At 68.6% G+C, this 24,278-nt stretch carries 29 protein-coding genes and 1 other RNA gene; 18 read left to right on the plus strand and 12 right to left on the minus strand.

Annotated features, from left to right (window positions below):
• Genes ABLE91_RS22500 through hisA form a run of 3 tightly spaced genes read left to right on the plus strand, consistent with a single transcriptional unit; the run spans position 1 to position 1,840 of the window.
• Positions 1-471 (plus strand): DUF2628 domain-containing protein, encoded by a 471-nt coding sequence (locus tag ABLE91_RS22500; RefSeq protein WP_348934479.1) that lies wholly within the window; start codon positions 1-3, stop codon positions 469-471.
• Positions 468-1,115 carry an imidazole glycerol phosphate synthase subunit HisH gene (gene hisH / locus ABLE91_RS22505; RefSeq protein ID WP_348934480.1) on the plus strand — a complete coding sequence of 216 codons (648 nt, stop codon included), beginning with the start codon at positions 468-470 and terminating at the stop codon, positions 1,113-1,115. Before ABLE91_RS22500 ends, hisH begins: the two co-directional genes overlap by 4 nt.
• On the plus strand, positions 1,103-1,840 hold the full coding sequence (gene hisA, locus ABLE91_RS22510; protein ID WP_348934481.1) for a 1-(5-phosphoribosyl)-5-[(5-phosphoribosylamino)methylideneamino]imidazole-4-carboxamide isomerase: 738 nt from the start codon (positions 1,103-1,105) through the stop codon (positions 1,838-1,840). The genes hisH and hisA overlap by 13 nt, the downstream gene beginning before the upstream one ends.
• A gap of 171 nt (positions 1,841-2,011) precedes the next feature.
• Here hisA and ABLE91_RS22515 read toward each other — a convergent pair whose 3' ends face one another.
• Together ABLE91_RS22515 and ABLE91_RS22520 are read right to left on the minus strand one after the other, a co-directional pair.
• Entirely contained in the window at positions 2,012-3,268 is a 1,257-nt protein-coding gene (locus ABLE91_RS22515; RefSeq protein ID WP_348934482.1) for an RNA polymerase sigma factor, read from the minus strand.
• Positions 3,261-3,656, minus strand: coding sequence for a YciI family protein (locus ABLE91_RS22520; RefSeq protein WP_348934484.1), 396 nt, complete (start codon positions 3,654-3,656; stop codon positions 3,261-3,263). Before ABLE91_RS22520 ends, ABLE91_RS22515 begins: the two co-directional genes overlap by 8 nt.
• A 240-nt stretch (positions 3,657-3,896) precedes the next feature.
• On the opposite strand from ABLE91_RS22520, the gene hisF reads away from it, so the two are divergent.
• Genes hisF through coaA form a run of 3 tightly spaced genes read left to right on the plus strand, consistent with a single transcriptional unit; the run spans position 3,897 to position 5,999 of the window.
• On the plus strand, positions 3,897-4,673 hold the full coding sequence (hisF, locus tag ABLE91_RS22525) for an imidazole glycerol phosphate synthase subunit HisF (RefSeq protein ID WP_348934485.1): 777 nt from the start codon (positions 3,897-3,899) through the stop codon (positions 4,671-4,673).
• 12 nt (positions 4,674-4,685) lie between these two features.
• Positions 4,686-5,009, plus strand: coding sequence for a phosphoribosyl-ATP diphosphatase (locus ABLE91_RS22530; RefSeq protein ID WP_348934487.1), 324 nt, complete (start codon positions 4,686-4,688; stop codon positions 5,007-5,009).
• 24 nt (positions 5,010-5,033) lie between these two features.
• The gene (coaA, locus tag ABLE91_RS22535) at positions 5,034-5,999 is read left to right on the plus strand and encodes a type I pantothenate kinase (protein ID WP_348934489.1); all 966 of its coding nucleotides are present in this window, start codon (positions 5,034-5,036) and stop codon (positions 5,997-5,999) included.
• Between the two features lie 202 nt (positions 6,000-6,201).
• On the opposite strand, the gene ABLE91_RS22540 is transcribed toward coaA, so the two are convergent.
• Complete coding sequence (locus tag ABLE91_RS22540) at positions 6,202-7,245, minus strand: GlxA family transcriptional regulator (RefSeq protein ID WP_348934490.1); 1,044 nt, start codon at positions 7,243-7,245, stop codon at positions 6,202-6,204.
• 126 nt (positions 7,246-7,371) lie between these two features.
• Here ABLE91_RS22540 and ABLE91_RS22545 point away from each other — a divergent pair, with 126 nt between their 5' ends.
• A complete protein-coding gene (locus tag ABLE91_RS22545) occupies positions 7,372-8,418 on the plus strand; it encodes a class I SAM-dependent methyltransferase (RefSeq protein WP_348934492.1) in 1,047 nt (348 codons plus the stop codon).
• 199 nt (positions 8,419-8,617) lie between these two features.
• On the opposite strand, the gene pyk is transcribed toward ABLE91_RS22545, so the two are convergent.
• Positions 8,618-10,039 carry a pyruvate kinase gene (gene pyk, locus ABLE91_RS22550; protein WP_348934494.1) on the minus strand — a complete coding sequence of 474 codons (1,422 nt, stop codon included), beginning with the start codon at positions 10,037-10,039 and terminating at the stop codon, positions 8,618-8,620.
• Positions 10,040-10,077: 38 nt separating this feature from the next.
• On the minus strand, positions 10,078-10,584 hold the full coding sequence (locus ABLE91_RS22555) for a DUF1036 domain-containing protein (RefSeq protein ID WP_348934496.1): 507 nt from the start codon (positions 10,582-10,584) through the stop codon (positions 10,078-10,080).
• A 224-nt stretch (positions 10,585-10,808) separates the two neighbouring features.
• Between ABLE91_RS22555 and ABLE91_RS22560 the strand changes: the two genes are divergently transcribed.
• Positions 10,809-11,126: a DUF1244 domain-containing protein gene (locus ABLE91_RS22560; RefSeq protein WP_348934498.1), complete on the plus strand. Its 318-nt coding sequence runs from the start codon at positions 10,809-10,811 to the stop codon at positions 11,124-11,126.
• 133 nt (positions 11,127-11,259) lie between these two features.
• Positions 11,260-11,523: a DUF2312 domain-containing protein gene (locus tag ABLE91_RS22565; protein WP_348934500.1), complete on the plus strand. Its 264-nt coding sequence runs from the start codon at positions 11,260-11,262 to the stop codon at positions 11,521-11,523.
• A gap of 227 nt (positions 11,524-11,750) precedes the next feature.
• On the opposite strand, the gene ABLE91_RS22570 is transcribed toward ABLE91_RS22565, so the two are convergent.
• The 5 genes from ABLE91_RS22570 to ABLE91_RS22590 all read right to left on the minus strand — a co-directional run bounded on the left by ABLE91_RS22570 (position 11,751) and on the right by ABLE91_RS22590 (position 17,211).
• A complete protein-coding gene (locus ABLE91_RS22570; RefSeq protein ID WP_348934502.1) occupies positions 11,751-12,143 on the minus strand; it encodes a group II truncated hemoglobin in 393 nt (130 codons plus the stop codon).
• A complete protein-coding gene (gene mobA, locus ABLE91_RS22575; RefSeq protein WP_348934504.1) occupies positions 12,140-12,751 on the minus strand; it encodes a molybdenum cofactor guanylyltransferase in 612 nt (203 codons plus the stop codon). The genes ABLE91_RS22570 and mobA overlap by 4 nt, the downstream gene beginning before the upstream one ends.
• Before the next feature lie 73 nt (positions 12,752-12,824).
• Entirely contained in the window at positions 12,825-15,296 is a 2,472-nt protein-coding gene (gene hrpB, locus ABLE91_RS22580; protein ID WP_348934506.1) for an ATP-dependent helicase HrpB, read from the minus strand.
• 163 nt (positions 15,297-15,459) lie between these two features.
• Complete coding sequence (gene aroB, locus ABLE91_RS22585; RefSeq protein ID WP_348934508.1) at positions 15,460-16,602, minus strand: 3-dehydroquinate synthase; 1,143 nt, start codon at positions 16,600-16,602, stop codon at positions 15,460-15,462.
• A 12-nt stretch (positions 16,603-16,614) separates the two neighbouring features.
• The gene (locus ABLE91_RS22590; protein WP_348934510.1) at positions 16,615-17,211 is read right to left on the minus strand and encodes a shikimate kinase; all 597 of its coding nucleotides are present in this window, start codon (positions 17,209-17,211) and stop codon (positions 16,615-16,617) included.
• 139 nt (positions 17,212-17,350) lie between these two features.
• On the opposite strand from ABLE91_RS22590, the gene ABLE91_RS22595 reads away from it, so the two are divergent.
• From ABLE91_RS22595 to ABLE91_RS22620, 6 genes are all read left to right on the plus strand, one after another.
• On the plus strand, positions 17,351-17,494 hold the full coding sequence (locus ABLE91_RS22595; RefSeq protein ID WP_348934512.1) for a hypothetical protein: 144 nt from the start codon (positions 17,351-17,353) through the stop codon (positions 17,492-17,494).
• Positions 17,491-18,414, plus strand: a complete 924-nt coding sequence (locus ABLE91_RS22600; RefSeq protein ID WP_348934513.1) for a site-specific tyrosine recombinase XerD — start codon at positions 17,491-17,493, stop codon at positions 18,412-18,414. The genes ABLE91_RS22595 and ABLE91_RS22600 overlap by 4 nt, the downstream gene beginning before the upstream one ends.
• Positions 18,415-18,437: 23 nt before the next feature.
• Positions 18,438-18,801: a transfer-messenger RNA gene (gene ssrA / locus ABLE91_RS22605) on the plus strand.
• A 117-nt stretch (positions 18,802-18,918) separates the two neighbouring features.
• Positions 18,919-19,527, plus strand: coding sequence for an SspB family protein (locus ABLE91_RS22610; protein WP_348934514.1), 609 nt, complete (start codon positions 18,919-18,921; stop codon positions 19,525-19,527).
• A gap of 20 nt (positions 19,528-19,547) precedes the next feature.
• The gene (locus tag ABLE91_RS22615) at positions 19,548-20,801 is read left to right on the plus strand and encodes a flavin monoamine oxidase family protein (RefSeq protein WP_348934515.1); all 1,254 of its coding nucleotides are present in this window, start codon (positions 19,548-19,550) and stop codon (positions 20,799-20,801) included.
• Positions 20,801-21,316, plus strand: coding sequence for a dihydrofolate reductase (locus ABLE91_RS22620; protein ID WP_348934517.1), 516 nt, complete (start codon positions 20,801-20,803; stop codon positions 21,314-21,316). The genes ABLE91_RS22615 and ABLE91_RS22620 overlap by 1 nt, the downstream gene beginning before the upstream one ends.
• Before the next feature lie 18 nt (positions 21,317-21,334).
• Here ABLE91_RS22620 and ABLE91_RS22625 read toward each other — a convergent pair whose 3' ends face one another.
• Positions 21,335-21,790: an NUDIX hydrolase gene (locus ABLE91_RS22625; RefSeq protein ID WP_348934519.1), complete on the minus strand. Its 456-nt coding sequence runs from the start codon at positions 21,788-21,790 to the stop codon at positions 21,335-21,337.
• A 74-nt stretch (positions 21,791-21,864) separates the two neighbouring features.
• Between ABLE91_RS22625 and ABLE91_RS22630 the strand changes: the two genes are divergently transcribed.
• Together ABLE91_RS22630 and ABLE91_RS22635 are read left to right on the plus strand one after the other, a co-directional pair.
• Complete coding sequence (locus tag ABLE91_RS22630; protein WP_348934520.1) at positions 21,865-22,497, plus strand: HD domain-containing protein; 633 nt, start codon at positions 21,865-21,867, stop codon at positions 22,495-22,497.
• Positions 22,494-23,000: a tyrosine phosphatase family protein gene (locus tag ABLE91_RS22635; RefSeq protein WP_348934522.1), complete on the plus strand. Its 507-nt coding sequence runs from the start codon at positions 22,494-22,496 to the stop codon at positions 22,998-23,000. The genes ABLE91_RS22630 and ABLE91_RS22635 overlap by 4 nt, the downstream gene beginning before the upstream one ends.
• A gap of 3 nt (positions 23,001-23,003) precedes the next feature.
• On the opposite strand, the gene ABLE91_RS22640 is transcribed toward ABLE91_RS22635, so the two are convergent.
• Positions 23,004-23,366 carry a DUF952 domain-containing protein gene (locus ABLE91_RS22640; RefSeq protein ID WP_348934524.1) on the minus strand — a complete coding sequence of 121 codons (363 nt, stop codon included), beginning with the start codon at positions 23,364-23,366 and terminating at the stop codon, positions 23,004-23,006.
• Positions 23,367-23,599: 233 nt separating this feature from the next.
• Between ABLE91_RS22640 and ABLE91_RS22645 the strand changes: the two genes are divergently transcribed.
• Positions 23,600-24,262 (plus strand): S24 family peptidase, encoded by a 663-nt coding sequence (locus ABLE91_RS22645; protein WP_348934526.1) that lies wholly within the window; start codon positions 23,600-23,602, stop codon positions 24,260-24,262.
• The last annotated feature ends 16 nt before the right edge of the window (positions 24,263-24,278 follow it).

Here is a 24,278-nt window from a genome sequence, read left to right on the forward strand (position 1 = left end):
ATGGCCATTTGGAGCGTGCTCACCAAGGAGCTGTCCGGCGAGAGCGAGACCCGCCGCGCGGAGCGGGTGGTGTTCCTGCGCGAAAAATTCTCCTTCGCCGCTTTCCTCTTCGCCCCCCTCGTTCTGCTGCGCTTCCGGCTCTGGCTGGCGTTCGCGGGCTATGTGGGGGTGATCGTTGCGGTGACGGTGCTGGACCATTTCATCGGTACCTCCGACAGTTTCGACACCACGGTGGTGATCGGCCTTCATCTTCTGGTGGCGCTGGAACTCTCCTCCCTGCGCAATCGGAAGCTGCGCCGCATTGGCTACATGGAGGCCGGCGTCGTGGTGGCCGACACCCAGGAAGCCGCCGAGCGGCGTTTCTTTGCCAACTATGAGCCCGCGCCGACATTCGATATCCAGCGCCCGCGTCCTCCGCGTGCCGGGCTCTCGAGCGTGATCGGCTCCTTCCCGGAGGCGCGCCCGTCATGACCGTCGCCATCGTCGATTACGGCTCCGGCAATCTGCACTCGGCGGCCAAAGCACTGGAGCGCGCGGCAGCCGAACTGGGCGCCGAGCGCATCACCGTCACCAGCGACCCTGATGTGGTGCGCAGCGCCGAGCGCGTGGTGCTGCCCGGCGTCGGCGCCTTCGCGGACTGCCGCCGCGGGCTCGACGCCGTGCCCGGCATGGTGGCGGCGCTGGACGAGGTGGTGCACGGCAAGGGCCGGCCCTTCCTCGGCATCTGCGTCGGCCTCCAGCTTCTGGCCGAGAAGGGCCTCGAGCATGGCGAGAGCCCTGGCCTCGGCTGGATCAAGGGCGAGGTGGACCGCATCGAGCCGTCCGACCCCGAGCTGAAGATCCCGCACATGGGCTGGAACACGCTTGAGCTTGCGCGGCCCCATGCTTTGCTGGACGGCATCCCCACAGGAGAAAAGGGCCTGCACGCTTATTTCGTCCACTCCTACCACATGCGGCTCACCGACCCCGCCGACCTCGTGGCCACCACCGACTATGGCGGCACCGTCACGGCGGTGGTGGCGCGGGACAATGTGGCCGGCACACAGTTCCACCCCGAGAAGAGCCAGAAATTGGGCCTCGCCCTTCTCGCCAACTTTTTGAAATGGCGCCCGTGATCCTGTTTCCTGCCATCGATCTGAAGGACGGCCTCGCCGTGCGCCTGGAACAGGGCGACATGGCGCGGGCCACCGTGTTCAACCGCGACCCGGCCAGCCAGGCCGGCGAGTTCGAGAGCCTCGGCTTCCGCTATCTGCACCTCGTGGACCTGGACGGTGCCTTCGCCGGCCGGCCGGTGAACGCGGCGGCGGTGGACCGGATTCTTGAGACCGTCTCCATCCCCGTGCAGCTGGGCGGCGGCATCCGCGACATCGCCACCATCGAGGCGTGGCTGGAGAAGGGCGTCACCCGCGTCATCCTCGGCACGGCGGCGGTGCGCGACCCGCAGCTGGTGAAGGACGCCGCCCGCGCCTATCCCGGCCGCGTTGCCGTGGGCCTCGACGCCCGCGACGGCCGCGTGGCGGTAGAGGGCTGGGCGGAAACCTCCGACGTTCCCGTGGAAGATATCGGCCGGCGGTTCGAGGATGTGGGCGTGACCGCCATCATCTACACGGACATCGCCCGCGACGGCCTCATGAAGGGCCTGAACCTGGACGCCACCATCGCGCTCGCCGATGCGGTGAACATCCCCGTCATCGCCTCCGGCGGCCTCGGCTCGCTGGCGGACGTGGAAGCCCTGCTGGAGCCGCGCGCGAAGAAGCTCGCCGGCGCCATCACGGGCCGGGCGCTCTATGACGGCCGGCTCGACCCGCGCGAAGCCCTGGCGTTGGTGGCGGGGCGGTAGGATCAATCAGCGCTCTTTGATAAGCGCCGTCATGCCCGGGCTTGACCCGGGCATCCACGTCTCTCCTTTAAGCTGTATCTGGCGGAGCCCCGTGGATGGCCGGGACAAGCCCGGCCATGACGGTGGAAATGCGGTGAAGCCACTCATCTCCGAAATATCGATCGGCCCCGGCTAACCCTCTGCCAACATAGCCCGGCGACGCTGGAGGAAGCGGCGCACCGCCGGGTCCGCCTCAAGGCCGATGGCGCGGGCATAGGCCTCGTCCGCCGCCACGCGCGCACCCGTCCGGTGCAGGAGGCTCGCCCGCGCGGCCCAGAAGGGCTGGTAGTTTTCGAGCCTCGCATCGCCAGCGACCGCATCGAGCAAGGCGAGCCCCGCGTCCGGCCCCTCCATCTCGGCCACCGCCGCCGCATGGTTCACCGCCACCACCGGCGAGCCCGACACGCGCAGCAGATGGGCATAGATGGCGGCAATGGCCCGCCAGTCCGCGCTTCCGGCGATCCGCCGCACCGCATGGGCCGACTGCACCGCCGCCTCCATCTGGTAGCGGCCGCCCCCCTCCATGCGGCTGGCCCGGGCGAGCAGCGCCTCCGCCTCGTCCACCATGGCGCCGTCCCACAGGGCCGTGTCCTGCTCGGCGAGCGGCACATATTCGCCCTCCGCCGTGCGGCGGGCCGCCCGGCGCGCCTCGGCATGGAGCATGAGGGAGAGAAGCCCGAGGGCTTCCGGCTCCTGCGGGAACAGCGCGGCCACCAGCCGGCCGAGGAAGATGGCTTCCTCTGTCAGCCCCGCGCGGCGATCCTCCAGCCCGCCATGGCCCGACCAGCCCTCGGAGAACACCGCATAGACCGCCGCCAGCACCGCATCGAGGCGCCCCGCCAGCTCCGACGCGGCGGGGATATGGAAGGGAATGCCCGCCTGGCGAATCTTGGTCTTGGCCCGCAGGAGCCGCTGGCTCATGGCCGCGGGGGACACCAGGAAGGCGGAGGCGATCCGCGCCGCGTCGAAGCCCAGCACGGTCTGGAGCATCAAAGGCGCGCGGATGCCGGCCTCGATGGCGGGATGGGCGCAGGCGAACATCAAGGCCAGCCGCCGGTCGGGAATATCCATGTCGCGCATCGCGTCTTCCGCCGCCTGCAGCTCGTCCGCCATCATGAGGAGGTGCGCGGACGCCCCGGCGCGCGTGCCGGCGCGGCGGACGGCATCGATCATCCGGCGCCGCGCCACCGCTAGCAGCCACGCCTCGGGACAGTCCGGCACGCCATTGGCATGCCAGTCCGCCAGCGCTGCTGCGAAGGCCTCGGACAATGCGTCCTCGGCCGCCGCCACATCGCGCGTGCGCGCCGCCAGATACGCGACGAGCTTGCCGTAGCTCTGCCGCGCCGCCGCCTCGGCGGCGCGGGGAGCATTGGCCGCCGCTTCAGCCAACGCTCTGCGCGACCGGCTGGTAGCTCATGGGGCAGGGGTCAGCCGAGGGCCATATGGGCCGCACCTCCACCGTGCCATGGGTCGCGCCGGGGCAGCGGGCCGCCCAGGCGAGCGCGGCGTCGAGATCCGGCACGTCGATCACGAGGAACCCGCCCAATTGCTCCTTGGTGTCGGCATAAGGCCCGTCGAGCACCTGGGTCTTGCCGTCCGCCACCCGCACGGCGGTGGCGGCGCTGGAGCGCTGCAGCCGGTCGCCGCCCACCATGATGCCCGCCTTGCGCAGCGCCTCGCCATAGGCGCCATAGGCCGACATCAATTCCTCACGCTGCCCGCTCGACATGGCGTCGAACTTCGATTCATTCCCGTAGATCATCAGAACATATTTCATGGCCGCGTCCCTTCATCTGGAGCAGACATTGCCCGGCCGGCGCATCCGGCCGCCCCCAAGACGCGCGAGGCGGCGCCCATCCGACAGCACTTGCGAAGAATTCCTGCAAGTTCACGGGAGCGTCCAGCCTCCGCTACGGCACCTTACGCAAGGACAATGCTGCCGTGCAGCGCCAAAAGATGACACCAGCGCTGAATTCGGCCATACGTTCCCGCCACTCGCTAGAATTACCCCAGGTCCATGCTGAAAGTCCGCGTTATTCCCTGCCTCGACGTGAAGGACGGTCGCGTCGTCAAAGGTGTCCAATTCGTCGATCTGCGCGATGCCGGCGATCCGGTGGAAGCCGCCCGCGCCTATGACGCGGCGGGCGCCGATGAATTGACCTTCCTCGACATCACCGCCAGCCACGAGGACCGGGGCACCATCCTCGACGTGGTCCGCCGCACCGCCGAGCAATGCTTCATGCCGCTCACCGTGGGCGGCGGCGTGCGCACGGTGGACGATGTGCGCACCCTCCTGAATGCGGGCGCGGACAAGGTCTCCATCAACACCGCCGCCGTTAACCGCCGCGCCTTCGTGGGCGAGGCGGCGGAGAAGTTCGGCGAGCAGTGCATCGTGGTGGCCATCGACGCCAAGAAGGTGAGCGGGTCGGATGAAGAGGCCCGCTGGGAGATCTTCACCCATGGCGGGCGCAAGCCCACCGGCATCGACGCCATCCATTATGCCCGCGAGGTGGTGGACCTGGGCGCCGGCGAGATCCTGCTAACCTCCATGGACCGCGACGGCACCGGCCTCGGCTTCGACACGGCGCTGACCCGCGCGGTGTCGGACGCAGTGCATGTGCCTGTTATCGCCTCGGGCGGCGTCGGCACGCTGGATCACATGGTGGACGGCATCAAAGAGGGCGGCGCCTCGGCGGTGCTCGCCGCCTCCATCTTCCATTTCGGCACCTTCACGGTGCGTCAGGCCAAGGCCCGGCTCGCGGAAGCGGGCCTGCCGGTGCGGCTCGACGTGTGACGGGGGATCACCATGGCTGAAGACCGCGTCACGCTGCTGGATCTGGAACGCATCATCGCCTCTCGCGCGCAGGCGGATGCGGGTGCATCCTACACCCGCTCGCTCCTGGACAAGGGCGTCGCCAAATGCGCCCAGAAGCTCGGCGAAGAGAGCGTCGAGACAGTGATCGCCGCCCTTTCGGGCGATGATGCCGCGCTTGTCGCGGAAACGTCAGACTTGCTGTATCATCTTGCCGTGTTGCTGCATGCGCGCGGTGTCTCCCTCGACGACGTCCACGCCGAGCTCGCACGCCGCACGCGGCAGTCCGGGCTTGCGGAAAAGGCGTCACGAGGCTGAGCCAAGATGCCGGGGAAGCTCACCATGGACCAGCGCATCGACCACGGCCTCTCGCCCTATCGCAATTTCACGCGCGATGAATGGGCCGTGCTCCGCCAGGACACACCCATGCCCCTGCGGACGGAGGAGATCGTCCGCCTCCAGGGCCTCAACGACCGGCTGTCCCTGAAGGAGGTGGAGGAGATCTACCTTCCCCTCTCGCGCCTGCTCTCGCTCTATGTGGGCGCGACCCAGAAGCTGTTCCGGGCCATGAGCCACTTCCTGGACCACGCCCATCCCAATGGCGACGGGAAGATGCCCTACATCATCGGGGTGGCCGGCTCGGTGGCGGCGGGCAAGTCCACCACCGCCCGCGTGCTCCAGGCCCTGCTCGCCCGCTGGCCCAACACGCCCAAGGTGGACCTCGTGACCACCGATGGCTTCCTCCTGCCCAATGCCGTGCTGGAGCGCGAGGGGTTGATGGAGAAGAAGGGCTTTCCGGAGAGCTACGACCTCCCCCTCCTCCTGCGCTTCCTCACCGACATCAAGGCCGGGCTCCGGCCGGTGCGGGCGCCGCTCTACAGCCATTTCTTCTACGACGTGATGCCCGACCAGAGCGTCGAGGTGGACCGCCCCGACATCCTCATCGTCGAGGGCCTCAACGTGCTCCAGACCGGCCGGCCGCCGCGCGACGGGGGCGGCATCCCCTTCGTCTCCGACTTCTTCGACTTCTCGGTCTATATCGACGCGGACGAGGACGTGCTGGAGCGCTGGTATGTGGAGCGCTTCATGCGCCTGCGCGAGACCGCTTTCCGCGACCCGCTCTCCTACTTCCACCGCTATTCGGAACTGACCGATGCGGAGGCGCGGGCGACCGCGCTGTCCATCTGGAACCGCATCAATCTGCCGAACCTGAAGGAAAACGTCCTTCCCACCCGGCAGCGCGCCGACCTCATCCTGCGCAAGGCGGGGGATCATGAGATCGCCGAGGTGTCGTTACGGAAGCTGTGAGGTGCGGCCTGCCCGAACGCTACAATCGCCTTAATCGCCTTTCTATCTCCCATTAAGCAACCGTCATGCCCGGGCTTGTCCCGGGCATCCACGTCTCGCCATCGGCCTGAACCTAGCGGAGCCGCGTGGATGGCCGGGTCAAGCCCGGCCATGACGGCAAGGTAAAGGGACCAAGCGGCTCACTTGCAGACGCGGGTTGGCCCTAAGCACTCTGCCGCACGCTGCCCGCCCGCCCGATCATGCCGACGGGCGGCTGGAAATTGCGCCGATACTGCCCGGGCGTCAGGCCCGTGAGCTTGCGGAACAGCCGCCGGAACGAGGCCTCGTCCTCATAGCCCACCTCCTCGGAGATCTCAGCCACGGCGGCATGGCTGGTTTCGAGAAGCTGCTTCGCCTCCTCCACCCGCAACGTCTGCACATAGGACAAAGGCGAATAGCCCGTCGCCGCGCGGAATCTCCGGTCGAAGCTGCGCTTGGGGAGCCCCGCTTCCCCCACCAGCCCGGCGACCACGTCCCGGCTGTGATAATGCTCCGCGATCCATTGCTGGCAGCGCAGGATGATGGCGTCGCCGTGCTTCACGTTCTGGATCATGGATACATAGGGAAGCTGCCCGTCGCGATGCCACTGGTAGAGGAACAGCTTGGACATGCGGATGGCTTCCTCGGTGCCCCCGTGCTTGGCCACGAGAAGCAGAGCGAGATCCTGCCAGGATGAGGCGCCGCCCGCGCAATAGAGGGTCTGCGCCGGGCCGGTCTGCACCAGGATGCGCTCGATACGCAGCGTGACCTCGGGATAATATTCCTGGAACAGCGGGGCATAGGCGAAATGGGTGGTGGCCTCGTGCCCGTCCAGAAGCCCCGCCTCCGCCAGCACGATGCTCCCCCCGCAGGCCGCGTAGATCTGCGCGCCCTTGGCATGCATCGTCCGGATCCAATCGATGAGCGGGCGGTCCAGATCACGCGGCGACTGGCCGGGCCAGATGACCACATTGGGGACGAAGACGATGTCGGTCTCCTCCACCGCATCGATCCTCTCCTGCGGGACGATGCGCACGCCCGTGATGATCTCCATGGGCGCGGTGTCGTTGGCGACGAGCCGCGGCTCGAACAGGCCCTCGGGGGTCCCGCCCTTCACATTGTCCCACGCACGCCCCGCCGCCCAGAGGGTGTCGAACACGCCGTAGATGATGGAGGGGTCGCACTCCGGGAATACCGGAATGCTGACGCGCACGCGTTTCGAAGTCATGGCGATGACGCCCGGATGGCTCGAATGGCTCGGAAGCGGCCATTCTGCCTCTCACGGGAGACCTCACGCAAGGGTAGGACCCGGGGACTGGCGCATCTGCGCGCCCCTTCCCGCGAGGCATGAACGATGACACTCAACATGGAAAAGCTGGAGCCGCTGCTCGGCACCGTCGTGAACGAACTGGGCGCGGCCTCCAACGCAGCCCTGGTGATCCTCGGAGACAAGCTGGGGCTTTTCCGCGCCCTCTCGCACGGTGCCATGCGGCCGGCGGAACTGGCGGAGAAGACCGGCACCCATGAGCGCTATGTGCGCGAATGGCTGTCCGCCCAGGCAGCATCGGGCTTTGTGGAGTACGACACTGGCACCGGCACATTCTCCCTGTCGCCCGAGCAGGCGGCGGTGTTCGCGGACGAGGACAGCCCGGCCTTCCTCGCGGGCGCGTTCAGCTTCCTCACCGCCGTCTATCACGACGAGCCGAAGCTCACCGATGCCTTCCGGACCGGAGAGGGCCTCCATTGGGGCGAGCGCTGCAACTGCCTGTTCTGCGGCATCGAGCGCTTCTTCCGCACGGGATACCGCACGAACCTCGTCGCCGAATGGCTGCCGGCCCTCGATGGCGTGGTGGAGAAGCTGGAGCGCGGCGCGAAGGTGGCGGACGTGGGCTGCGGCCACGGCGCCTCCACTTTGCTCATGGCGGAGGCGTTCCCGAATTCCGAGTTCGTGGGCATCGACTATCACGATGCCTCCATCGCCCATGCGCAGAGCCAAGCCGCCGGGCGCGCGAACATCCGCTTCGACACCGCGCGGGCGCAGGACTTCGCCGGCGCCGGCTATGATCTCGTCACCATGTTCGACGCCCTTCACGACATGGGCGATCCGGTGGGCGCGGTCACCCATGCAAAACGTGTGCTGCGGGACGACGGGACGCTGATGCTGGTGGAGCCGGCGGCCGGGGATGATCTCGGCGAGAACCTCAATCCTGTGGGGCGGGCCTATTATGCCGGCTCGACCCATATCTGCGTGCCGACCTCCCTCAACCAGGAGGTGGGGCTCGCGCTCGGCGCGCAGGCGGGCGCGAAGCGGATCGGCGAAGTGGTGCGCAGCGGCGGCTTCACCCGCTTCCGCAAGGCCACCGCCAACCCGTTCAACATGATCCTGGAGGCGCGGCCTTAGGGGAGATCAACATTCGAGCTGGAAATGATTCCCTCTCCCGCTTGCGGGGGAGGGTTAGGGAGGGGGCAGCTCAAGCAGTGCTAAGCCGCGACGATCCGAGGGGGCGCGTCCTTTCCCCCTCCCCAGCCCTCCCCCGCAAGCGGGAGAGGGGGTGCATTGCCCCTGGGCATGATGAATGGAGAGGGCAGCTCGCCCTCCCTCACGTCCCCGGAACGAAGGCGATGCGCAGCATGTTGGTGGCGCCCGGCGTGCCGAAGGGAACGCCCGCCACCACGATGATGCGCTGGCCCGCCTTGGCGAAATTATCCAGGAAGGCGTGCCGGCAGGCGCGGTCCACCATGTCGCCCACATCATGGGCGTCCTCGGTGACGATGCAGTGCACGCCCCACACGAGCGTCAGCCGCCGCGCGGTCGCGGCGTTGGGCGTGAGCGCGATGGTGAGCGGGCGCGGGCGCTCGCGCGCTACCCGGAGCGCGGTGGCGCCCGAGGCGGTCCAGCAGACAATGGCGCCGAGATCCAGTGTCTCGGCGATGTCCCGCGCCGCCGCAGCGATGGCGTCGGAGGTGGTGGCCTCCGGCTCCGCTCGCTGGTTGTTCAGCACCTGCCTGTAGGTGGGGTCGCGCTCCACCTCCTCGGCGATGCGGTTCATGGTGGCGACCGCTTCCACGGGATACTGCCCCGCCGCGCTCTCGGCGGACAGCATGATGGCGTCCGCCCCTTCGAACACTGCGGTCGCCACGTCCGAGACCTCGGCGCGGGTGGGCACGGGGGCGGTGATCATGCTTTCCAGCATCTGGGTGGCCACCACCACGGGCGTACCGGAGCGCCGCGCCGCGCGCGTCATCTGCTTCTGCACGCCGGGCACCCGCTCCAGCGGCATCTCCACACCAAGGTCGCCGCGCGCCACCATGAGCGAATCCGACAGCTCCATGATCTCGGAAAGGCGCGTCACCGCCTGCGGCTTCTCCACCTTCACCATGACGCCGGCCCGTCCGCGGGCGATCTTGCGGGCTTCGGCCACGTCTTCCGGGCGCTGCACGAAGGAGAGGGCGATCCAGTCCGCGCCCACTTCCAGTGCCGCGTCCAGGTCCTTGCGGTCCTTGGGCGTCAAGGCGGAGGCGGGGATGGTGGTATCCGGCAGGCTCACGCCCTTGCGGTCGGAAATGCGCCCGCCCACCACCACGCGCGTCACCGCGCGCTCGGGGGAGGCCTCCTCCACCAGAAGGCGGATCTTGCCGTCGTCCAGCAGCAAAGAGTGGCCGGGCTCAAGGGCGGCTAGGATTTCCGGGTGCGGCAGGTGCACCCGCTCCGCAGTGCCCGGCGCGGGGTCCGAATCGAGCGTGAAGGCGGCACCCGGCGCCAGAACAGCGAAAGAGCCCTCGAACGCGGCGAGCCGGAGCTTGGGGCCCTGAAGGTCCACCAGGATGCCGATGGGCCTGTTGTGCTTCTCCTCGATGGCACGGATGGTGGCGACGAAGGCGCGCAGCTTGTCGTGGGGGGTATGGCTCATATTGATGCGGAACACGTCCGCACCGGCCACGAACAGGCGCTCGATGATTTCGGGGTCGGAGGATGCGGGGCCTAAGGTCGCGACGATCTTGGTGCGGCGCTGGCGTCTCATGGGCGTCCTCCGTTTGGCGCCGCCGGCCGCCCCTTCCCTTAGGGACTCTTGGGCCGCGGCGCGGGATTGGGCAGCGGCATGGGGGCGCCGCCGGGAATGGGGGGCACGGCCGAGGGCCTGGCGGCCTCGGTCTGGTTCTTCTCTGTCAGCTGGACCGTCCAGCCGCGCTGCTCCTTGGTGTCCACTTCGAGGAAACCTGTGCGGTCAAAGCCCCGCGCCAGGCAATCCTCGGTCCCCCGGATGGTAAACTCCTTGTCTCTCGTACACATGAAGGCGCGGCCCGACCATTCGCCGCCCTGATCATAATCGACAGCGTAGAGGTAATAGAAGCGCGCCACGAGATCTCCGCGCAGCAGCGTTTCGCAGCTGTTGGCGGCGACGTTCCACCAGCCCTCGGTCATCCAGATGTCGTTTTCCTTGTAGCCGACGGCGACGCCGACCCGGCTCTGGGTGCGGTTGCACAGGCGGAAATCGGCGGCAGCCAAGGCCGGCATCAGCGGTGTCAGGGCGCCGGCCAGCGCGAGCGCACAGAGGAGGGCCCGCATCCGGCGCCGAAGTGGCGCTGCGAGACGCCGGCGGATACTGGGGAACAGACAGCGGCGAGGCATGGGGTGCGTGTGTGCCCTTGCGCGGGACGAGCGTCAATGCCCGCGCTTGCGGTCACGGGCCAAGCGGGCTTTTTCGGCAGTGATCGGGGCGAGAAGGAGGCGGGCGGCCTTGCGGGACGGCGGCGCTTTGTCCACATGCTCCAGCAGAAGAGGATCAGGCCATGACCGACACCCCCGAGACACCGCTTCCCGAGACTGTGCGCGAGCGCCTGGAAGCCGCCGCGTTCCGCCGGCTCCTGGAGCATCTGCGCGCCCATCCCGAGGTCCAGAACATCGACCTCATGAATCTCGCCGGCTTTTGCCGGAACTGCCTCTCCAACTGGTATCTGGAGGCCGCCGAGAAGGAGGGCGTGCCGCTGACCAAGGATCAGAGCCGGCATGCGGTCTACGGCATGAGCTATGAGGCGTGGAAGGAACAGCACCAGCGCGAGGCGAGCGCGGGGCAGAAAGCGGCGTTCGAGGGCAAAGCGGGGCATTAGCGGCGGCACGTCGTCCGCGGGCCGGGACCAATCACATTTATCCCACCCCGTGAATAGCGGGGACACTTCCTTGACCTTTGCGCTCCCATGCGGCCTGTATCCCGCCCTTGTTTGGCTTCAGGAGTAGGCCCACGTGTCGGAAGACGTCTCGGATGCCCCCGCGGGCTTCGCCAAGGAACAGCTTAAATCCTTCATCGAGCGCGTGGAGCGCCTTGAGGAGGAGAAGAAGGCCATTGCGGACGACATCAAGGACGTGTTCGCCGAGGCTAAGGCCAACGGCTTCGACGTGAAGGCCCTGCGGACCATCCTCAAGATCCGCAAGGAGGATGCCGACGAGCGCAAGGAGCATGAGGCGATCGTGGACCTCTACATGCAGGCGCTCGGGATCTTCTCCTGACGGTTGGATCCGCTCTCTCGCTTGGAGGAAGGCTGGAGAGGGGAATGGCGTTCGTCTGCGGCGAGCCAATCTGCCAAAGACCAATGGTCATGGCCGGGCTTGTCCCGGCCATCCACGGGGCTCCGCTGGGTGCGCACGCAACGGGGAGACGTGGATGCCCGGGACAAGCCCAGGCATGACGTCAATAAACGGCGTGGCGCTTCTCCCGCACGCCAACAGGCCGCCCGTCAGTCGCGATTCTGCATGTGCGCGGCGAGGGCCTCCACCTTGGGGAGGACCAGCCCCCGTAGCGCCGCATCCGGCACTGTCTCGGCGAAAGCCTGGCGGAAGCAGGCGAGCCAGCCGTCGCGCTCCCTCGGGCCGATGGCGGCTGGGAAATGGCGGCGCCGCAGCATGGGCGCGCCATGCCGCTCCACGAACAGAGGCGGGCCGCCCAGCCAGTAGGAGAGGTATTCGAACAGCTTCTGCTCGCTGCCCTCCAGGTTCGGCGGGTGGATGGCCCGGCATTCCGCCGCCTCGGGCAGCGTGTCCATGAGCGCGTAGAAGCGCCGGGTGAGGCGGCGCACGCCGTCCTCGCCGCCGATGCGGTCATAAAGCGTGGATTCGGCGGGTTCGCTCACGCCTCGCCCGCCTTCGCCCGCGCCTGCTCCAGATCATCCGGCGTGTTCACGTTGAAGAACACCTCAGCCTCTTCCGTGTAGGCGGCGATGTCGTCGGGCGGGAGGATGCAGGCGTTGAGGGCGGCGACGAACCGCTCCATGCGCAGGTCGCCGCGCACCAGGAAGGGCGGCACGAGCGACGCGATGCGCCGGGCATAGATCGCATGCAGCGGCTGGAGGCCGTAGCCGTCGCGCGGCACTGCGGCGTCGTGATCGCCGATGCTGAAGGCAAGGTGGCGGATCAGGGCCGGCGAGATGAAGGGCATGTCGCAGCCGCAGACGAACACGGCCTCGGTGGGCGCATTCAGCAGCGCCGCGTGGAGGCCGCCCAGCGCCCCGTGGCCGGGCATGGCATCCGGGAACACGGAGAGGCCGCGGCTTTCATAGGGCGCGGGATCGTTGGCGATCACCATCACGTGCTCGCAGGTTTCCTCCAGCCGCGCGAGGATGCGATCGATGACCGCCGCGCCGCCCACCGTGACGAGCGCCTTGTTCACATGGCCCATGCGCCGCGCCTGTCCGCCGGCGAGCACGGCGCCGGTGAGGCCGGCAATGCGATGGTTGCTCATGTCTCTTCCCCGCGTCCCCCGACGCGCTTTTATCGCGGCGCCGCGGCGGGGTCCAACCGAAGCGCCATGGCCCTCACGTCCCGCGCGGCTTGGCGCGGCTGGTGGCGGGGGCGCTGGCGGGGTCCTCGGGCCAGGGGTGCTTGGGATAGCGTCCGCGCATCTCGGCCCGCACATCCCGCCAGGAGCCCCGCCAGAATTGCGGCAGGTCCTTCGTCACTTGGATCGGCCGGTGCGCCGGCGAGAGCAGCGACAGGGTGAGCGGCACCCGCCCGCCGGCAATGACGGGATGGGCGGTGAGGCCGAATAGCTCCTGCACCCGCACCGGTAGCACGGGGCCCTCTTCTCCATACTCGATGGGCAAGCGGGAGCCGGAGGGGGCGCTGAAATGGGTCGGCGCCTCCGCCTCCAGGCGGGCGGACAGTTCATAGGGCAGCAAGGCCCGGAGCGCATTGGAGAGATCGTCCGCGCCGATCTCCTGAAGCGCCGTCTTCCCCGACACGAAAGGCGCGAGCCAATCCTCCGCATGGTCCGCCAGCGCTGTCTCGGAAAGGTCCGGCCAGGGCTCGCCCTCGGCGCGGCGCAGGAAGTTCACCCGGTCGCGCCATTGGGAGAGCGCAGCCGTCCAGGGCAGGCGGGCAAGGCCGAGCGCGACGACGCCCCGTGCCAATGCCCGCGCGGTCTCCTCGCCCGCCGGCACCGCGCGCGGGCGCTCCGCCAGGACGAGGGCCGCGAGCCGGCGGGTCTCCCGCGCCCGCACCGCCGCCGCGTCCCGGTCGAAGGCCACTTCCACCCCAGAGGTGATATCGGCGGCGAACAGGCGTTCCAGTTCCTCCTCCGAAATCTCCGCCGCCAGCGTGATGCGCGCCGCCTCGGCCCGGCCGGACACCTCCGCCACCGCGAGGTATGGCGCGCGGGCGAGGGAGACCGCCGGGTCCATCACCCCGCCGCGCCCGTTGGCGAGAAGGAAGCGCGTGCCGTCACCCCGCGATTTCGCCACCCGGTCGGGATAGGCGGCCGCCAGCAGGGCGGCGGGCGAGGGGCGAGGCGCGACCGAAGATCCTTTGCCGGCTGCATCAGCCCAGCGGGCGGCAAGGCGGCGGGCATCGTCCGCCCGGCGCGAGCGGTCCCGGCGGAAGCCGTCCAGGCGGTGCAGGAGGTCGACGCCGTCCCCGCCCAGCCCCCGCTCCACCAGGATGGCGGCGATATCTGCGGCAAGCGCCCCTGCCCCCGCATCTGCGCCGATCACCACCATATGCGCGAGGCGCGGCGGCAGCGGCAGGCGCGCCATGCGTTGTCCGAGAGGCGTCACTGCCCCCTCCCGATCGAGTGCGCCCAGCAGCACCAGCAGCGCCTTCGCTTCCGCCAGGGCGGGCACGGGGGGCGGATCGAGGAAAGCGAGGCTCCTGGCATCGCGCACGCCCCAGGCGGCGAGATCCAGCACCAGGCCGGAAAGATCGGCGGCAAGGATTTCCGGGGTCGCGAAGGGCCTGAGGCTCGCGGTCTCGCCCTCGCTCCAGAGCCGATAGCACACCCCCGGCTCGGTGCGCCCGGCGCGGCCGCGCCTTTGGTCGGCGGCGGCGCGGGAGACGCGCACGGTCTCGAGCCGCGTCAGCCCAACGTCCGGCTCGAAACGCGGGACACGGGCAAAGCCTGAATCCACCACCACCCGCACGCCCTCAATGGTGAGGCTGGTCTCGGCGATGGAGGTGGCGAGCACCACCTTACGCCTGCCCGGCGGTGCGGGGTCCACGGCCCGGTCCTGCTCGGCCGCATCCAGCGCGCCGAACAGGGGCACGATATCGATTGCGGGATCGCGCACCCGCTCCCGTAGAAGGGTCTCGGTGCGCCGGATTTCCCCCGCGCCCGGCAGGAAGGCGAGCACCGAGCCGCGCTCGGCATTCAGCGCGCGCATCACCGCATCCGCCATCTGCCGGTCGATGTGGGCGCGCGGATCGCGACCGAGATGGAGCGTCTCCACGGGGAAGGCGCGGCCCTCGCTCTCGATCACCGGCGCGGGCTCGCCCTCCGCCCCCAGGAGAGCCGCCACACGGGCGCCGTCGAGGGTGGCGGACATGGCGAGGAGCCGCAGATCCTCCCTGAGGCCGCCTTGGGCATCGAGCGCGAGCGCAAGGCCGAGATCGGCATCCAGCGAGCGCTCGTGGAATTCATCGAACAGCACGGCGGCGATGCCGGACAGCTCCGGATCGTCCAGCATCATGCGGGTGAAGACGCCTTCGGTGATCACCTCTATCCGGGTGCGCCTGGAGACTTCGGCCCGCAGCCGCACGCGATAGCCCACCCGCTCGCCCACGGGCTCGCCCAGAGTCTTCGCCATACGGGTGGCGGCGGCGCGGGCGGCAAGCCGGCGCGGCTCCAGTACTAGGATCTTCCGGCCGGCGACCCAGCCCTCATCCATCAGCGCTAGCGGCACCCGCGTCGTCTTGCCCGCTCCGGGCGGCGCCACCAGCACGGCGGACGTCCGCGCCGCGAGGGTGTCACGCACGGCGGGAAGCACGGCGTCAATGGGAAGGGGCGTGTCGAACATGGGACTTGGCGCGACCGTCATGGCAAGGGCTTGTCCCGGCCATCCATGCCCGCCGGTTAGCACAGGCATCATGCGGCTGTCGAAACGGAGCGTTGCCCCGCATTGGGTCGTCCGCAGGGCTTGAGCCGAGAACCGCGATCCAGCGCGTGAAGAGATGGCCGGCTTACGCCGCCCGCGCCTGCTCCAGGAAGTCGCGCACGCTTGCAGCATCCACATCCTTGGCGATGAACGCCTTGCCGATGCCATGCACGAGGATGAAGGTCAGCGCGCCCCGGCTCACTTTCTTGTCCTGGGCGATCAGCGTCATCAGGCCGTCAGTGTCCGGCAGGTCGCCTGGCACGTCGGCGATGCGGGTGGGAAGGCCCATGGCCTCCAGGTGCCGCGCCGCGCGCACCGCGTCCTGGCCCGAGCACAGCCCCTGCCGCGCCGAATAGGCGAAGGCGAGGCACATGCCGATGGAGACCGCCTCGCCGTGCAGCAGCCGGTCGGAGAAGCCGGCACCGGCTTCCAGCGCATGGCCGAAGGTGTGGCCGAGATTGAGCAGGGCCCGGTCGCCGGTCTCCTTCTCGTCGCGCGCGACCACGGCGGCCTTCGCCATGCAGCTCGCCGCCACCGCCTCGGCGCGGGCCTCGCCGCCGGAGATCACCTCCCGGCCCTTGGATTCCAGCCAGGAGAACAGCGCCTCGTCGCCGAGAAGCCCGTATTTGGCCACTTCCGCATAGCCCGACCGCAACTCGCGTGCCGGCAAAGTATCCAGCGCGGCGGTGTCCGCCACCACCAGGACCGGCTGGTGGAAGGCGCCCACAAGGTTCTTGCCCTGGGGGGAATTGATGCCGGTCTTGCCGCCCACGGAGGAATCCACCTGCGCCAGCAAAGAGGTGGGCGCCTGCACCACGTCGATGCCCCGGCGCACCACGGAGGCGGCAAAGCCCGCCAGATCCCCGACGACGCCGCCGCCCAGCGCCAGCACCAGATCGCGCCGCTCGACGCGGGCGGCGATCAGGCCTTCCGTCACCTGTTCGAGGCCGGCATAGGATTTGGTCTTCTCGCCCGGCGCCACGATGACGTTCGAGGCGGCGATGCCCGCCTCCCGCAGCGACGTCTCCACCGTGGCGAGATGGCGCTCCGCCACGTTCCGATCGGTGACCACCGCCACGCGCGCCCCTGGCCGCAGCGCCGCGATGCGCGCGCCGATGCCGGAGAGGAGGCCCGCGCCGATGGCGATGTCATAGGGCCGCCCGGCCAAGTCCACGCGCACAATGCGCGCGCCGGCTTCGGGAGCGGGAAGAGGCGATGCCGCCGGCATGGTCAGAAATCCTCAGGTCAAGGTGGCGAGGTGGCGGGTCGCGGAGGCGATCACCTCCTCCACCACCATGTCGTGCAGCACGTCGCGCGAATCCACCGCCACGTCGGCGAGCGCATAGACATGCTCGCGCGCGGCCAAAAGGGTGGCGAGCCGCTCGGCGGCATCCCCCGCCGCAAGGAGCGGGCGGTCATTGCGCTTCTTCACCCGGCGCAGCAGGGTCGGAAGGTCGGCCCGCAGCCAGATGGAGATGCCGCCTGCTTTCACCGCCGCGCGGGTGTCCTCGTTCATGAAGGCGCCGCCGCCGGTGGCGATCACGTTGGGGGCGCCCTGGATGAGGCGGGCCATCACCCGTTTCTCGCCCAGCCGGAACTCCGCCTCGCCCCGGCTGGAGAAGATTTCCGGAATAGTCATCCCGGCCGCCTTCTCGATCTCGTCATCGGCATCGAAGAAAGGCAGGGACAGGCGCTTGGCAAGGCGGCGGCCCACGGAGGATTTGCCCGCACCCGGCATGCCCACCAGCACCAGCGCGCGCTTTCCGAGGCGCGCCCGCAGCCCCTCGGCCGCGGCGTCAAATGCCTCCGTTGCGTCCTCGCCACCCACCTGCTTCATCCTTCCGCGGGTGAAAGCCCGCAAATATGTCGCAACGCCAGTAGCATCGCCCTCGCCGGGCGGCAATCCGGTTGAAAGCGGCGCGGCGGCGTGCGACGTGTGGCAAACGTCCCGCCAGCGCTGATTCGGGCAAGATAAAGTGGCCAGCCTCATTCGCCTTCTCGTGGTCATCGCCATCCTCGCGGGCTGCGTCTATGGCGGCGCGTGGTGGCTCGCCACCAAGGTGCAGCCGGTGGCGCGCGACGTCACCTTCACCGTGCCCAACGACAAGTTCAGCAAATGAGCGCGGCAGGGCCTCTCGCTCTGTTCCTCGACATGCAGGCGGTGGAACGGGGCGCGAGCCGCAACACGCTGGACGCCTATCGCCGCGACCTTGAGGATCTGGCCGCCTTCCTCGCCGGACGGGGCGAAGCGGTGCTCACCGCCGGAACGCCCGTGCTGCGCGCCTATCTCGCGGACCTCACCGAACGCGGCTTCAAATCCACCACCGTCGCGCGGCGCCTCTCGGCCGTCCGCCAGCTCTACCGTTTCCTTTATGCCGAGGGCCACCGCGGCGATGACCCCGCCGCGGTGCTGGAAGGCCCGAAGCGCGGGCGGCCCTTGCCCAAGGTGATGACGGTGGACGACGTGAACCGGCTCATCGAGACCGCCCATGCCCGCGCCGCCGAAGCCGGAAAGCCCGGCGAGAAGCTGCGGCGGCTGCGCGTGGTGTGCATCGTCGAGATGCTCTACGCCACCGGCCTGCGCATTTCCGAGCTTGCAGCCCTGCCGGCCAGCGCCGCCCGCACCCGCGCGGACGCCATTATCGTCACCGGCAAGGGCGGCAAGGAAAGGCTGGTGCCGCTGGGCACCGCCGCCAAGGCCGCCATGGCGGCCTATCTGGACGCCCGAAGGGAAGCAGGGCTGGACGCCTCCAAATGGCTGTTCCCCTCATCGGGCGAGAGCGGCCACCTCACCCGCCAGCATGCGGCCCTGGACCTGAAGGACCTGGCGGCGGCCGCCGGCCTCGACCCGGCCTGCCTTTCCCCCCACGTGCTGCGTCACGCTTTCGCGAGCCACCTGCTCGCCCACGGGGCGGATTTGCGCATCGTGCAGACCCTGCTGGGGCATGCGGACATCTCAACCACGCAGATTTACACCCATGTTCTGGACGAACGCCTCGCCGGCATGGTGCGGGATCTTCACCCGCTCTCCCGCGGGTAGATGGGTGGGGAAATGCGCGGGCGCCCCTTTCATCGCGCGCCGCCCGCGCCTATATTCCTTGGGCCGGCGCAAGCTGGATATGGCGATAAACGGTTGTCGTAATAAGCCTTTCGGACCCGGGGGCAGTACCCGGCGCCTCCACCAAAGCCCATCCCTCCTTCGGGGGAGATGGGCTCCGGCGGGGGCGAAATAGGATCGACGAGGGTGTAAAGGGCTTTCTTTCGCTCGGCATGGTTCCGCCGATATCGGGCCGACCTATAGTTGCGAATGACAACTATGCTCCGGTTGCTCTGGCCGCGTGAGCGGTTTGACGATCGAAATCAAAGTCCTACCGGGTAGCACTGGATAGGCGGGGTTCGGAGGCACCTGGCAACAGAAGCCTCCACTTCCTTTCGGGCCGGCCGGACCTTGAGGGAAGGGGGTCCAAGCCTCCCTGTCCGTTCTCTGAGGGTCCTTATTCATCACCCTCTGTTCGGTTGGGGACCAAGCCGGTTGCGGGCGATTATGGCTTCGACGGATCACATCAGATACGACCTTCTGGCGCAGGAAGCCCTGCGCGGCGTGGTGCGGCGCGTGCTGACCGACGTGGCGCGCGATGGCCTGCCGGGAGACCACCATTTCTTCGTGGCGTTCGATACCCGCGCCCCCGGCGTGCGGCTGTCCCAGCGCATGCGGGAGAAATACCCCGAGGAGATGACCATCGTCCTCCAGCACCAGTTCTGGGACCTGGACGTGACCGAGAATTCCTTCGAGGTGGGCCTCTCCTTCGGCGGCATCCCCGAGCGCCTGCTGGTGCCCTTCTCCGCTTTGAAGGGCTTTTTCGACCCTTCCGTGAAGTTCGGCCTCCAGTTCGAGCTGGCCGAGACCGACGAGGCCGGCCAGCCGATCCCCGCCGGCGACAAGGCCCAGACCCCGGCTCTGAGCACGGTCCTGCCCGGGCGCCCTGTGGTTCGCGGCGCGGCTTCCGAGCCGGCGGTGGCGAGCGGCACGGGCAAGGCTTCGAACACCGATGCGGCGGACGACAAGGCGGAGCCCGAAAAGGCGCCGACCAATGACGAGGCCCGGCCCGGCGGCGCTGAGGTTGTGCGCCTTGATGTGTTCCGCAAGAAATAAGGCCTTGCCGGACCGTTCCCATGCCGGGTGAATGCGATGTTGCGGTCATCGGCGCGGGCGCCGCGGGGCTTTCGGCCGGCCGCGCCCTGCGCGAGGCGGGCGCCAGTTTCGTGGTGCTGGAAGCCTCGAGCCGCACCGGCGGACGCGCATTCACCGACACAACCACGTTCGGCCAGCCCTGGGATCTCGGCTGCCACTGGCTCCATTCGGCGGATGTGAACCCCTTCGTCGCCATCGCGGACCAACTCGGCTTCACCTATCGCAAGGACTATACGCGTCTCGTGCGCAATCTCTGGCGCGGCGGGCGCTGGGCTGCGGCGGAAGAGGCGGACGCCGCCTATGCGGCCGTCAACCGCGGCTTCGATGAGGTGGAGGCAGCCGGCGCGGACGGCCGCGACGTCGCAGCCAGCGAGGTCCTTTCCGATGCCGGCCAATGGAATGCCCTGGTGCGCCATTGGCTCGCCCTCATGACGGCAAGCTCCCCGCAGCATGTCTCGACCAAGGATTTCGCCGCTTATGCGGGCACCGAGTACAACTGGCCGGTGCTGGACGGCTATGGCGCCCTGGTGCGCGCCTATGGCGCCGACGTGCCGGTGACGCTGGATTGCCCGGTTTCCCGCATCGACTGGTCCGGCCCGCGCCTGCGCCTCGTCACGCCGAAGGGGGACGTGAGCGCCTGTGCCGTCATCGTCACCGTATCAACAGCCGTAATTGCGGACGGACGCCTTGCCTTCACGCCCGCTTTGCCGGCGGATCTCGGCGAGGCTTTCTCCTCCCTCACCCTGGGCGTCGCGGAGAAGGTGGCCATCGGCTTCGACCGCGACGTGTTCGGCTACAGCGAACGCACCGGCGTCAGCGTCTATGAGGCCAGCCGCACCCCGGTCAATTTCCAGATTCTTCCAGGCCCCCGCCCCGTCGCCGTGGGCCATACGGCGGGCGATGCCGCCAAGGCCATGCTGGAAGAGGGCGACGAGGCCATGGCAGACGTCGTGCTTTCCGCACTCACCGACGCATTCGGCGCCGATATCCGGCAGCACGTCACCGCCGTGCGCGCCACCAATTGGGCGGGCGATCCCTTCATCGGCGGCGGCTATTCCTGCGCCCTGCCAGGCAAGGCCCATGTGCGGGCGCGCCTTCTGGAACCGCTGGCCAATCGCATCTTTTTTGCCGGCGAAGCGGTTTCCGCGCACGACTTCTCAACCTGCCATGGCGCGCATTTGTCCGGCCTTGCCGCAGCGCGGCGCAGCCTCGCGCTTCTGGATCAGGCCGCCTGATGCCCCCGCTCGCCCATATCGTCGCCATTGCCGAGAACGGCGTCATCGGCCGGGCGCAGAGCCTGCCCTTCCGCCTGCCCTCGGACCTGAAGCGGTTCAAGGCGCTGACTTGGGGCAAGCCCATTTTCATGGGCCGCCAGACCTTCCTCTCCATCGGCCGGCCCTTGCCGGGGCGTATCTCCGTGGTGGTGAGCACGGACCCTGCCTTCACCCCGCCGGAGGGCGTCCGCCTCGGCCGCACGCTGGAGGAGGCGCTGTCGGTGGCGGAAGGCGCCATGGCCGAGATGGAAGCCGGCGAAGTAATGGTCATTGGCGGCCGGCGCGTCTTTGCCGAGACGCTGCCCTTCACGCGGACCGTTCATCTCACGGAAGTCCACATGGCGCCCGAGGGCGACGTGACGCTTCCGCCTTATGATCCGGCGGTCTGGCGTGAGGTGGCCCGCGAAGGCCCCCAGCAAGGGCCGGGAGACGAGGCCCCCTTCACCTATGTCACGCTGGAGCGGCGGCCGGAGTAGCGCGGCCCGAGCACCGGCTCATCCGGCCGAAAGCGGCTCAAGCAAGGCTGCTGCCTTGCGGACCACGTCCGCGAGCCCCCGCGTGGTGGGGAGCGCGGCCACCTCTTCCGGCAGGAACCAGCCGATTTCGGTCGCTTCCGGGCCCGGCGCCGGCTCGTTGGCGCGCCACAGAGCGGCATGGGCGATGACCACGAAATGGCTCGAAAGCGCGCCGGCATCGTCGTGGGAGATGAAGTCCAGAACCGCCGCGACGCCCAGCACCTCAGCCTCGACGCCCACTTCCTCCATCACCTCCCGGACGGCGGCCTCGGCCACGGTCTCGCCGGGCTCCACCCGCCCGCCGGGCAGGCTCCACAGGCCGAGGCCCGGATTGAAGCCGCGCTTGGCGAGCAGAACGCGGGGACCGCGGAACACCGCCGCGCTCGCCGCCAGGGTCGCCCGCACCGCCGGTGCCGCCTTGTCCGTCTGCGCCATGCCTCACCTGTTCCACCTTGTGCTCGCGTGCCGTCACCTTACCCTTGCGTGCTGAAACGAACACGCGATTCGTGATGCTGACGCCCAAGATGCCGACCCGGACCAAGGCCGAACCCGCGCGACCTCCGCGCGCCTGGCAGCGCATGCTTTCCGGGCGGCGGCTGGACCTGCTCGACCCCTCCCCGTTCGACGTGGAGATCGAGGACATCGCCCACGGCCTCGCCCGCGTGGCGCGCTGGAACGGCCAGACCAGCGGCGAGAACATCTTCTCCGTCGCCCAGCACGCTCTGCTGGTGGAGCGGCTCGCCCGGCGCGCGGCGCCGGACATCGACCATCGCTGGCGGCTCGCCGTGCTGCTGCATGATGCCCCCGAATACGTGATCGGCGACATGATCTCGCCGTTCAAGACGGTGCTCGGCGGCGACTACAAGGCAGTGGAGGCGCGTCTGCTCACCGCCATCAGCCTGCGCTTCGGCCTCCCCGCCGTGTGGCCGGACGCGCTGGTGAAGATCGTGAAGGCGGCCGACCATTCCTCCGCCTATCTGGAAGCGACGCGGCTCGCGGGCTTCGGCACCGAGGAGGCCCGGCGCTTCTTCGGCCGTCCGATTCGCCTCGATCCCGCCGTGGAAAAGGACTATCTCACCCCCTGGACGGCGGAAGCGGCCAAGAGCCGCTTTCTCGCGCGTTTCGAGGAGCTTGTGCCATGATCCATGTCTGCTCCCTCGCCCGGCTGCACGACACCGTCGAGATGACCGGCGCGCGCCACGTGATCACCCTGATCAATGGCGACACCGTGCTCACGCGCCCCAGCAATGTGGATCCGACGAACCATCTGTTTCTCGGCATCAACGACATCGTCGAGGAGATCGAGGGCCTGGTGGCGCCGGGGGAAGCGCATCTGCACGAGCTTCTCGACTTCGTTCAGACATGGCCGCGCGAGGCGCCGCTGGTGATCCACTGCTTTGCCGGCATTTCCCGCTCCACGGCGGCGGCCTATGTGACCCTCTGCTCGCTTCTGCCGGACCGCGACGAGGCAGAACTCGCCTGGGAGCTTCGAAAGGCCTCCCCCACCGCGACACCCAATGCGCGCATCGTGGCCCTGGCCGACGCGGCGCTCGGCCGGGACGGGCGCATGGTCAAGGCCATCGAGGCGATCGGGCGGGGCCGGGACGCGTTCGAGGGCGAGCCGTTCGGCCTGTCGCTGTCCTGACGGTCAGTCCAGCGGTGGGAACAGGTGGGTGCCCTCAGGCCCGAGCGGCAGAGGCTCGCTTCGCTCCACCGCATCCAGCGGCAGCGGGGCGAAGAGGTGCGGGAAGAGGTCCCCGCCGCGGGACGGCTCCCATTTGAGCGCGTCGCCTAGCGCCGAGGTCCGCACAGTGACGAGCAGAAGGTCCGCTCCGCCGGCAAAATGCCGCCGCGCGGTCTCCCCGACCTGGGCGGCTGTGGAGAAATGGATGTAGCCGTCCTTCAGGTCCACCGGCGCGCCGTCGAACCTGCCGGCCTGCAGCGCCCCTTCCCAAAGGGAGGCGGGGACGATCTTGTAGATGAAAGCGGGGGGCAGTGTCATGGCGTCCATGTAGCGTCCTCGCGCACGCCGGGCCACGAAAGAAATCGCCTCCGATCTCTAAGGATTTAGTTCCTTTTAAATCGAGCGATTGAATGTTTATTTTCCTAAATGTACCATGTAAGAGTGCGAGTCGCTAAGCGGGGGAATGCGAGCACGCACGAAAGTTCGGAAAGGCATCGAAACTCGTTGCCTTTGCCGCTAAATGCTCTTTAATCGCAAAGCGTTCCAGGTCGCAGGATCTCATGCTCACCCATGGCCAAGTCTGGGGCGCCATTGACCGCCTCGCTACGCAGCATGGCCTATCAGCCTCGGGCCTCGCCAAGAGGGCGGGGCTTGATTCAACAGCTTTCAACCGCTCAAAGCGCATCACTCCGGACGGCCGCCCGCGCTGGCCCTCCACGGAGAGCATCGCCAAGGTGCTGGCGGCGACGGGGGCAAGCATCGAGGACTTTACCTCGCTGCTGGACGGCAGCGGCGGCCAGCCCCATGCCGGTTTTGCCGAAGAGACGCGTCGGCCGCGGCGCTCCATCCCTCATATCGGCCTCGCCCAGGCAGGCAAGGGCGGCTATTTCGACGATGCCGGCTTCCCGGCGGGCAGCGGATGGGACGAAATCCTCTTCCCCGCGGTCGAGGACGAGCACGCCTATGCGCTGGAGATTTCCGGCGACAGCATGCAGCCGCTCTATCGGGAGGGCGACATCGTCATCGTCTCGCCCGCCGCCAATGTGCGGCGCGGAGACCGGGTGATCGTGAAGACCCGCGAAGGCGAGGTGCTGGCGAAGGAGCTGGTGCGCAAGACCGCCAAGACCGTGGAGCTGCGCTCGCTCAATCCCGAGCATGAGGATCTGCAGCTGGCCGTCACCGACGTGCTCTGGATCGCCCGCATCATCTGGGCGACGCAGTAATTCGGCCTGCCCCGAA

Source organism: Aquabacter albus (genome assembly GCF_040049275.1).
Classification (GTDB): domain Bacteria; phylum Pseudomonadota; class Alphaproteobacteria; order Rhizobiales; family Xanthobacteraceae; genus Aquabacter.

What these genes read in the sequence shown, in the direction of transcription:
- ABLE91_RS22540 (WP_348934490.1), bottom strand. Translation starts at nt 7,245, where the DNA reads ATGACTTCGAAACGCGTGCGCGTCAGCATTCCGGTATTCCCGGAGTGC.
- hisA (WP_348934481.1), top strand. Translation starts at nt 1,103, where the DNA reads ATGGCGCCCGTGATCCTGTTTCCTGCCATCGATCTGAAGGACGGCCTC.
- ABLE91_RS22625 (WP_348934519.1), bottom strand. Translation starts at nt 21,790, where the DNA reads ATGGCGCAGACGGACAAGGCGGCACCGGCGGTGCGGGCGACCCTGGCG.
- coaA (WP_348934489.1), top strand. Translation starts at nt 5,034, where the DNA reads ATGGACCAGCGCATCGACCACGGCCTCTCGCCCTATCGCAATTTCACG.
- mobA (WP_348934504.1), bottom strand. Translation starts at nt 12,751, where the DNA reads ATGAGCAACCATCGCATTGCCGGCCTCACCGGCGCCGTGCTCGCCGGC.
- ABLE91_RS22590 (WP_348934510.1), bottom strand. Translation starts at nt 17,211, where the DNA reads ATGAAGCAGGTGGGTGGCGAGGACGCAACGGAGGCATTTGACGCCGCG.
- ABLE91_RS22520 (WP_348934484.1), bottom strand. Translation starts at nt 3,656, where the DNA reads ATGAAATATGTTCTGATGATCTACGGGAATGAATCGAAGTTCGACGCC.
- ABLE91_RS22600 (WP_348934513.1), top strand. Translation starts at nt 17,491, where the DNA reads ATGAGCGCGGCAGGGCCTCTCGCTCTGTTCCTCGACATGCAGGCGGTG.
- hrpB (WP_348934506.1), bottom strand. Translation starts at nt 15,296, where the DNA reads ATGTTCGACACGCCCCTTCCCATTGACGCCGTGCTTCCCGCCGTGCGT.
- ABLE91_RS22630 (WP_348934520.1), top strand. Translation starts at nt 21,865, where the DNA reads ATGCTGACGCCCAAGATGCCGACCCGGACCAAGGCCGAACCCGCGCGA.
- ABLE91_RS22640 (WP_348934524.1), bottom strand. Translation starts at nt 23,366, where the DNA reads ATGGACGCCATGACACTGCCCCCCGCTTTCATCTACAAGATCGTCCCC.
- ABLE91_RS22620 (WP_348934517.1), top strand. Translation starts at nt 20,801, where the DNA reads ATGCCCCCGCTCGCCCATATCGTCGCCATTGCCGAGAACGGCGTCATC.
- aroB (WP_348934508.1), bottom strand. Translation starts at nt 16,602, where the DNA reads ATGCCGGCGGCATCGCCTCTTCCCGCTCCCGAAGCCGGCGCGCGCATT.
- ABLE91_RS22545 (WP_348934492.1), top strand. Translation starts at nt 7,372, where the DNA reads ATGACACTCAACATGGAAAAGCTGGAGCCGCTGCTCGGCACCGTCGTG.
- pyk (WP_348934494.1), bottom strand. Translation starts at nt 10,039, where the DNA reads ATGAGACGCCAGCGCCGCACCAAGATCGTCGCGACCTTAGGCCCCGCA.
- hisF (WP_348934485.1), top strand. Translation starts at nt 3,897, where the DNA reads ATGCTGAAAGTCCGCGTTATTCCCTGCCTCGACGTGAAGGACGGTCGC.
- ABLE91_RS22530 (WP_348934487.1), top strand. Translation starts at nt 4,686, where the DNA reads ATGGCTGAAGACCGCGTCACGCTGCTGGATCTGGAACGCATCATCGCC.
- ABLE91_RS22645 (WP_348934526.1), top strand. Translation starts at nt 23,600, where the DNA reads ATGCTCACCCATGGCCAAGTCTGGGGCGCCATTGACCGCCTCGCTACG.
- ABLE91_RS22560 (WP_348934498.1), top strand. Translation starts at nt 10,809, where the DNA reads ATGACCGACACCCCCGAGACACCGCTTCCCGAGACTGTGCGCGAGCGC.
- ABLE91_RS22610 (WP_348934514.1), top strand. Translation starts at nt 18,919, where the DNA reads ATGGCTTCGACGGATCACATCAGATACGACCTTCTGGCGCAGGAAGCC.
- ABLE91_RS22635 (WP_348934522.1), top strand. Translation starts at nt 22,494, where the DNA reads ATGATCCATGTCTGCTCCCTCGCCCGGCTGCACGACACCGTCGAGATG.
- ABLE91_RS22500 (WP_348934479.1), top strand. Translation starts at nt 1, where the DNA reads ATGGCCATTTGGAGCGTGCTCACCAAGGAGCTGTCCGGCGAGAGCGAG.
- ABLE91_RS22615 (WP_348934515.1), top strand. Translation starts at nt 19,548, where the DNA reads ATGCCGGGTGAATGCGATGTTGCGGTCATCGGCGCGGGCGCCGCGGGG.
- hisH (WP_348934480.1), top strand. Translation starts at nt 468, where the DNA reads ATGACCGTCGCCATCGTCGATTACGGCTCCGGCAATCTGCACTCGGCG.
- ABLE91_RS22555 (WP_348934496.1), bottom strand. Translation starts at nt 10,584, where the DNA reads ATGCGGGCCCTCCTCTGTGCGCTCGCGCTGGCCGGCGCCCTGACACCG.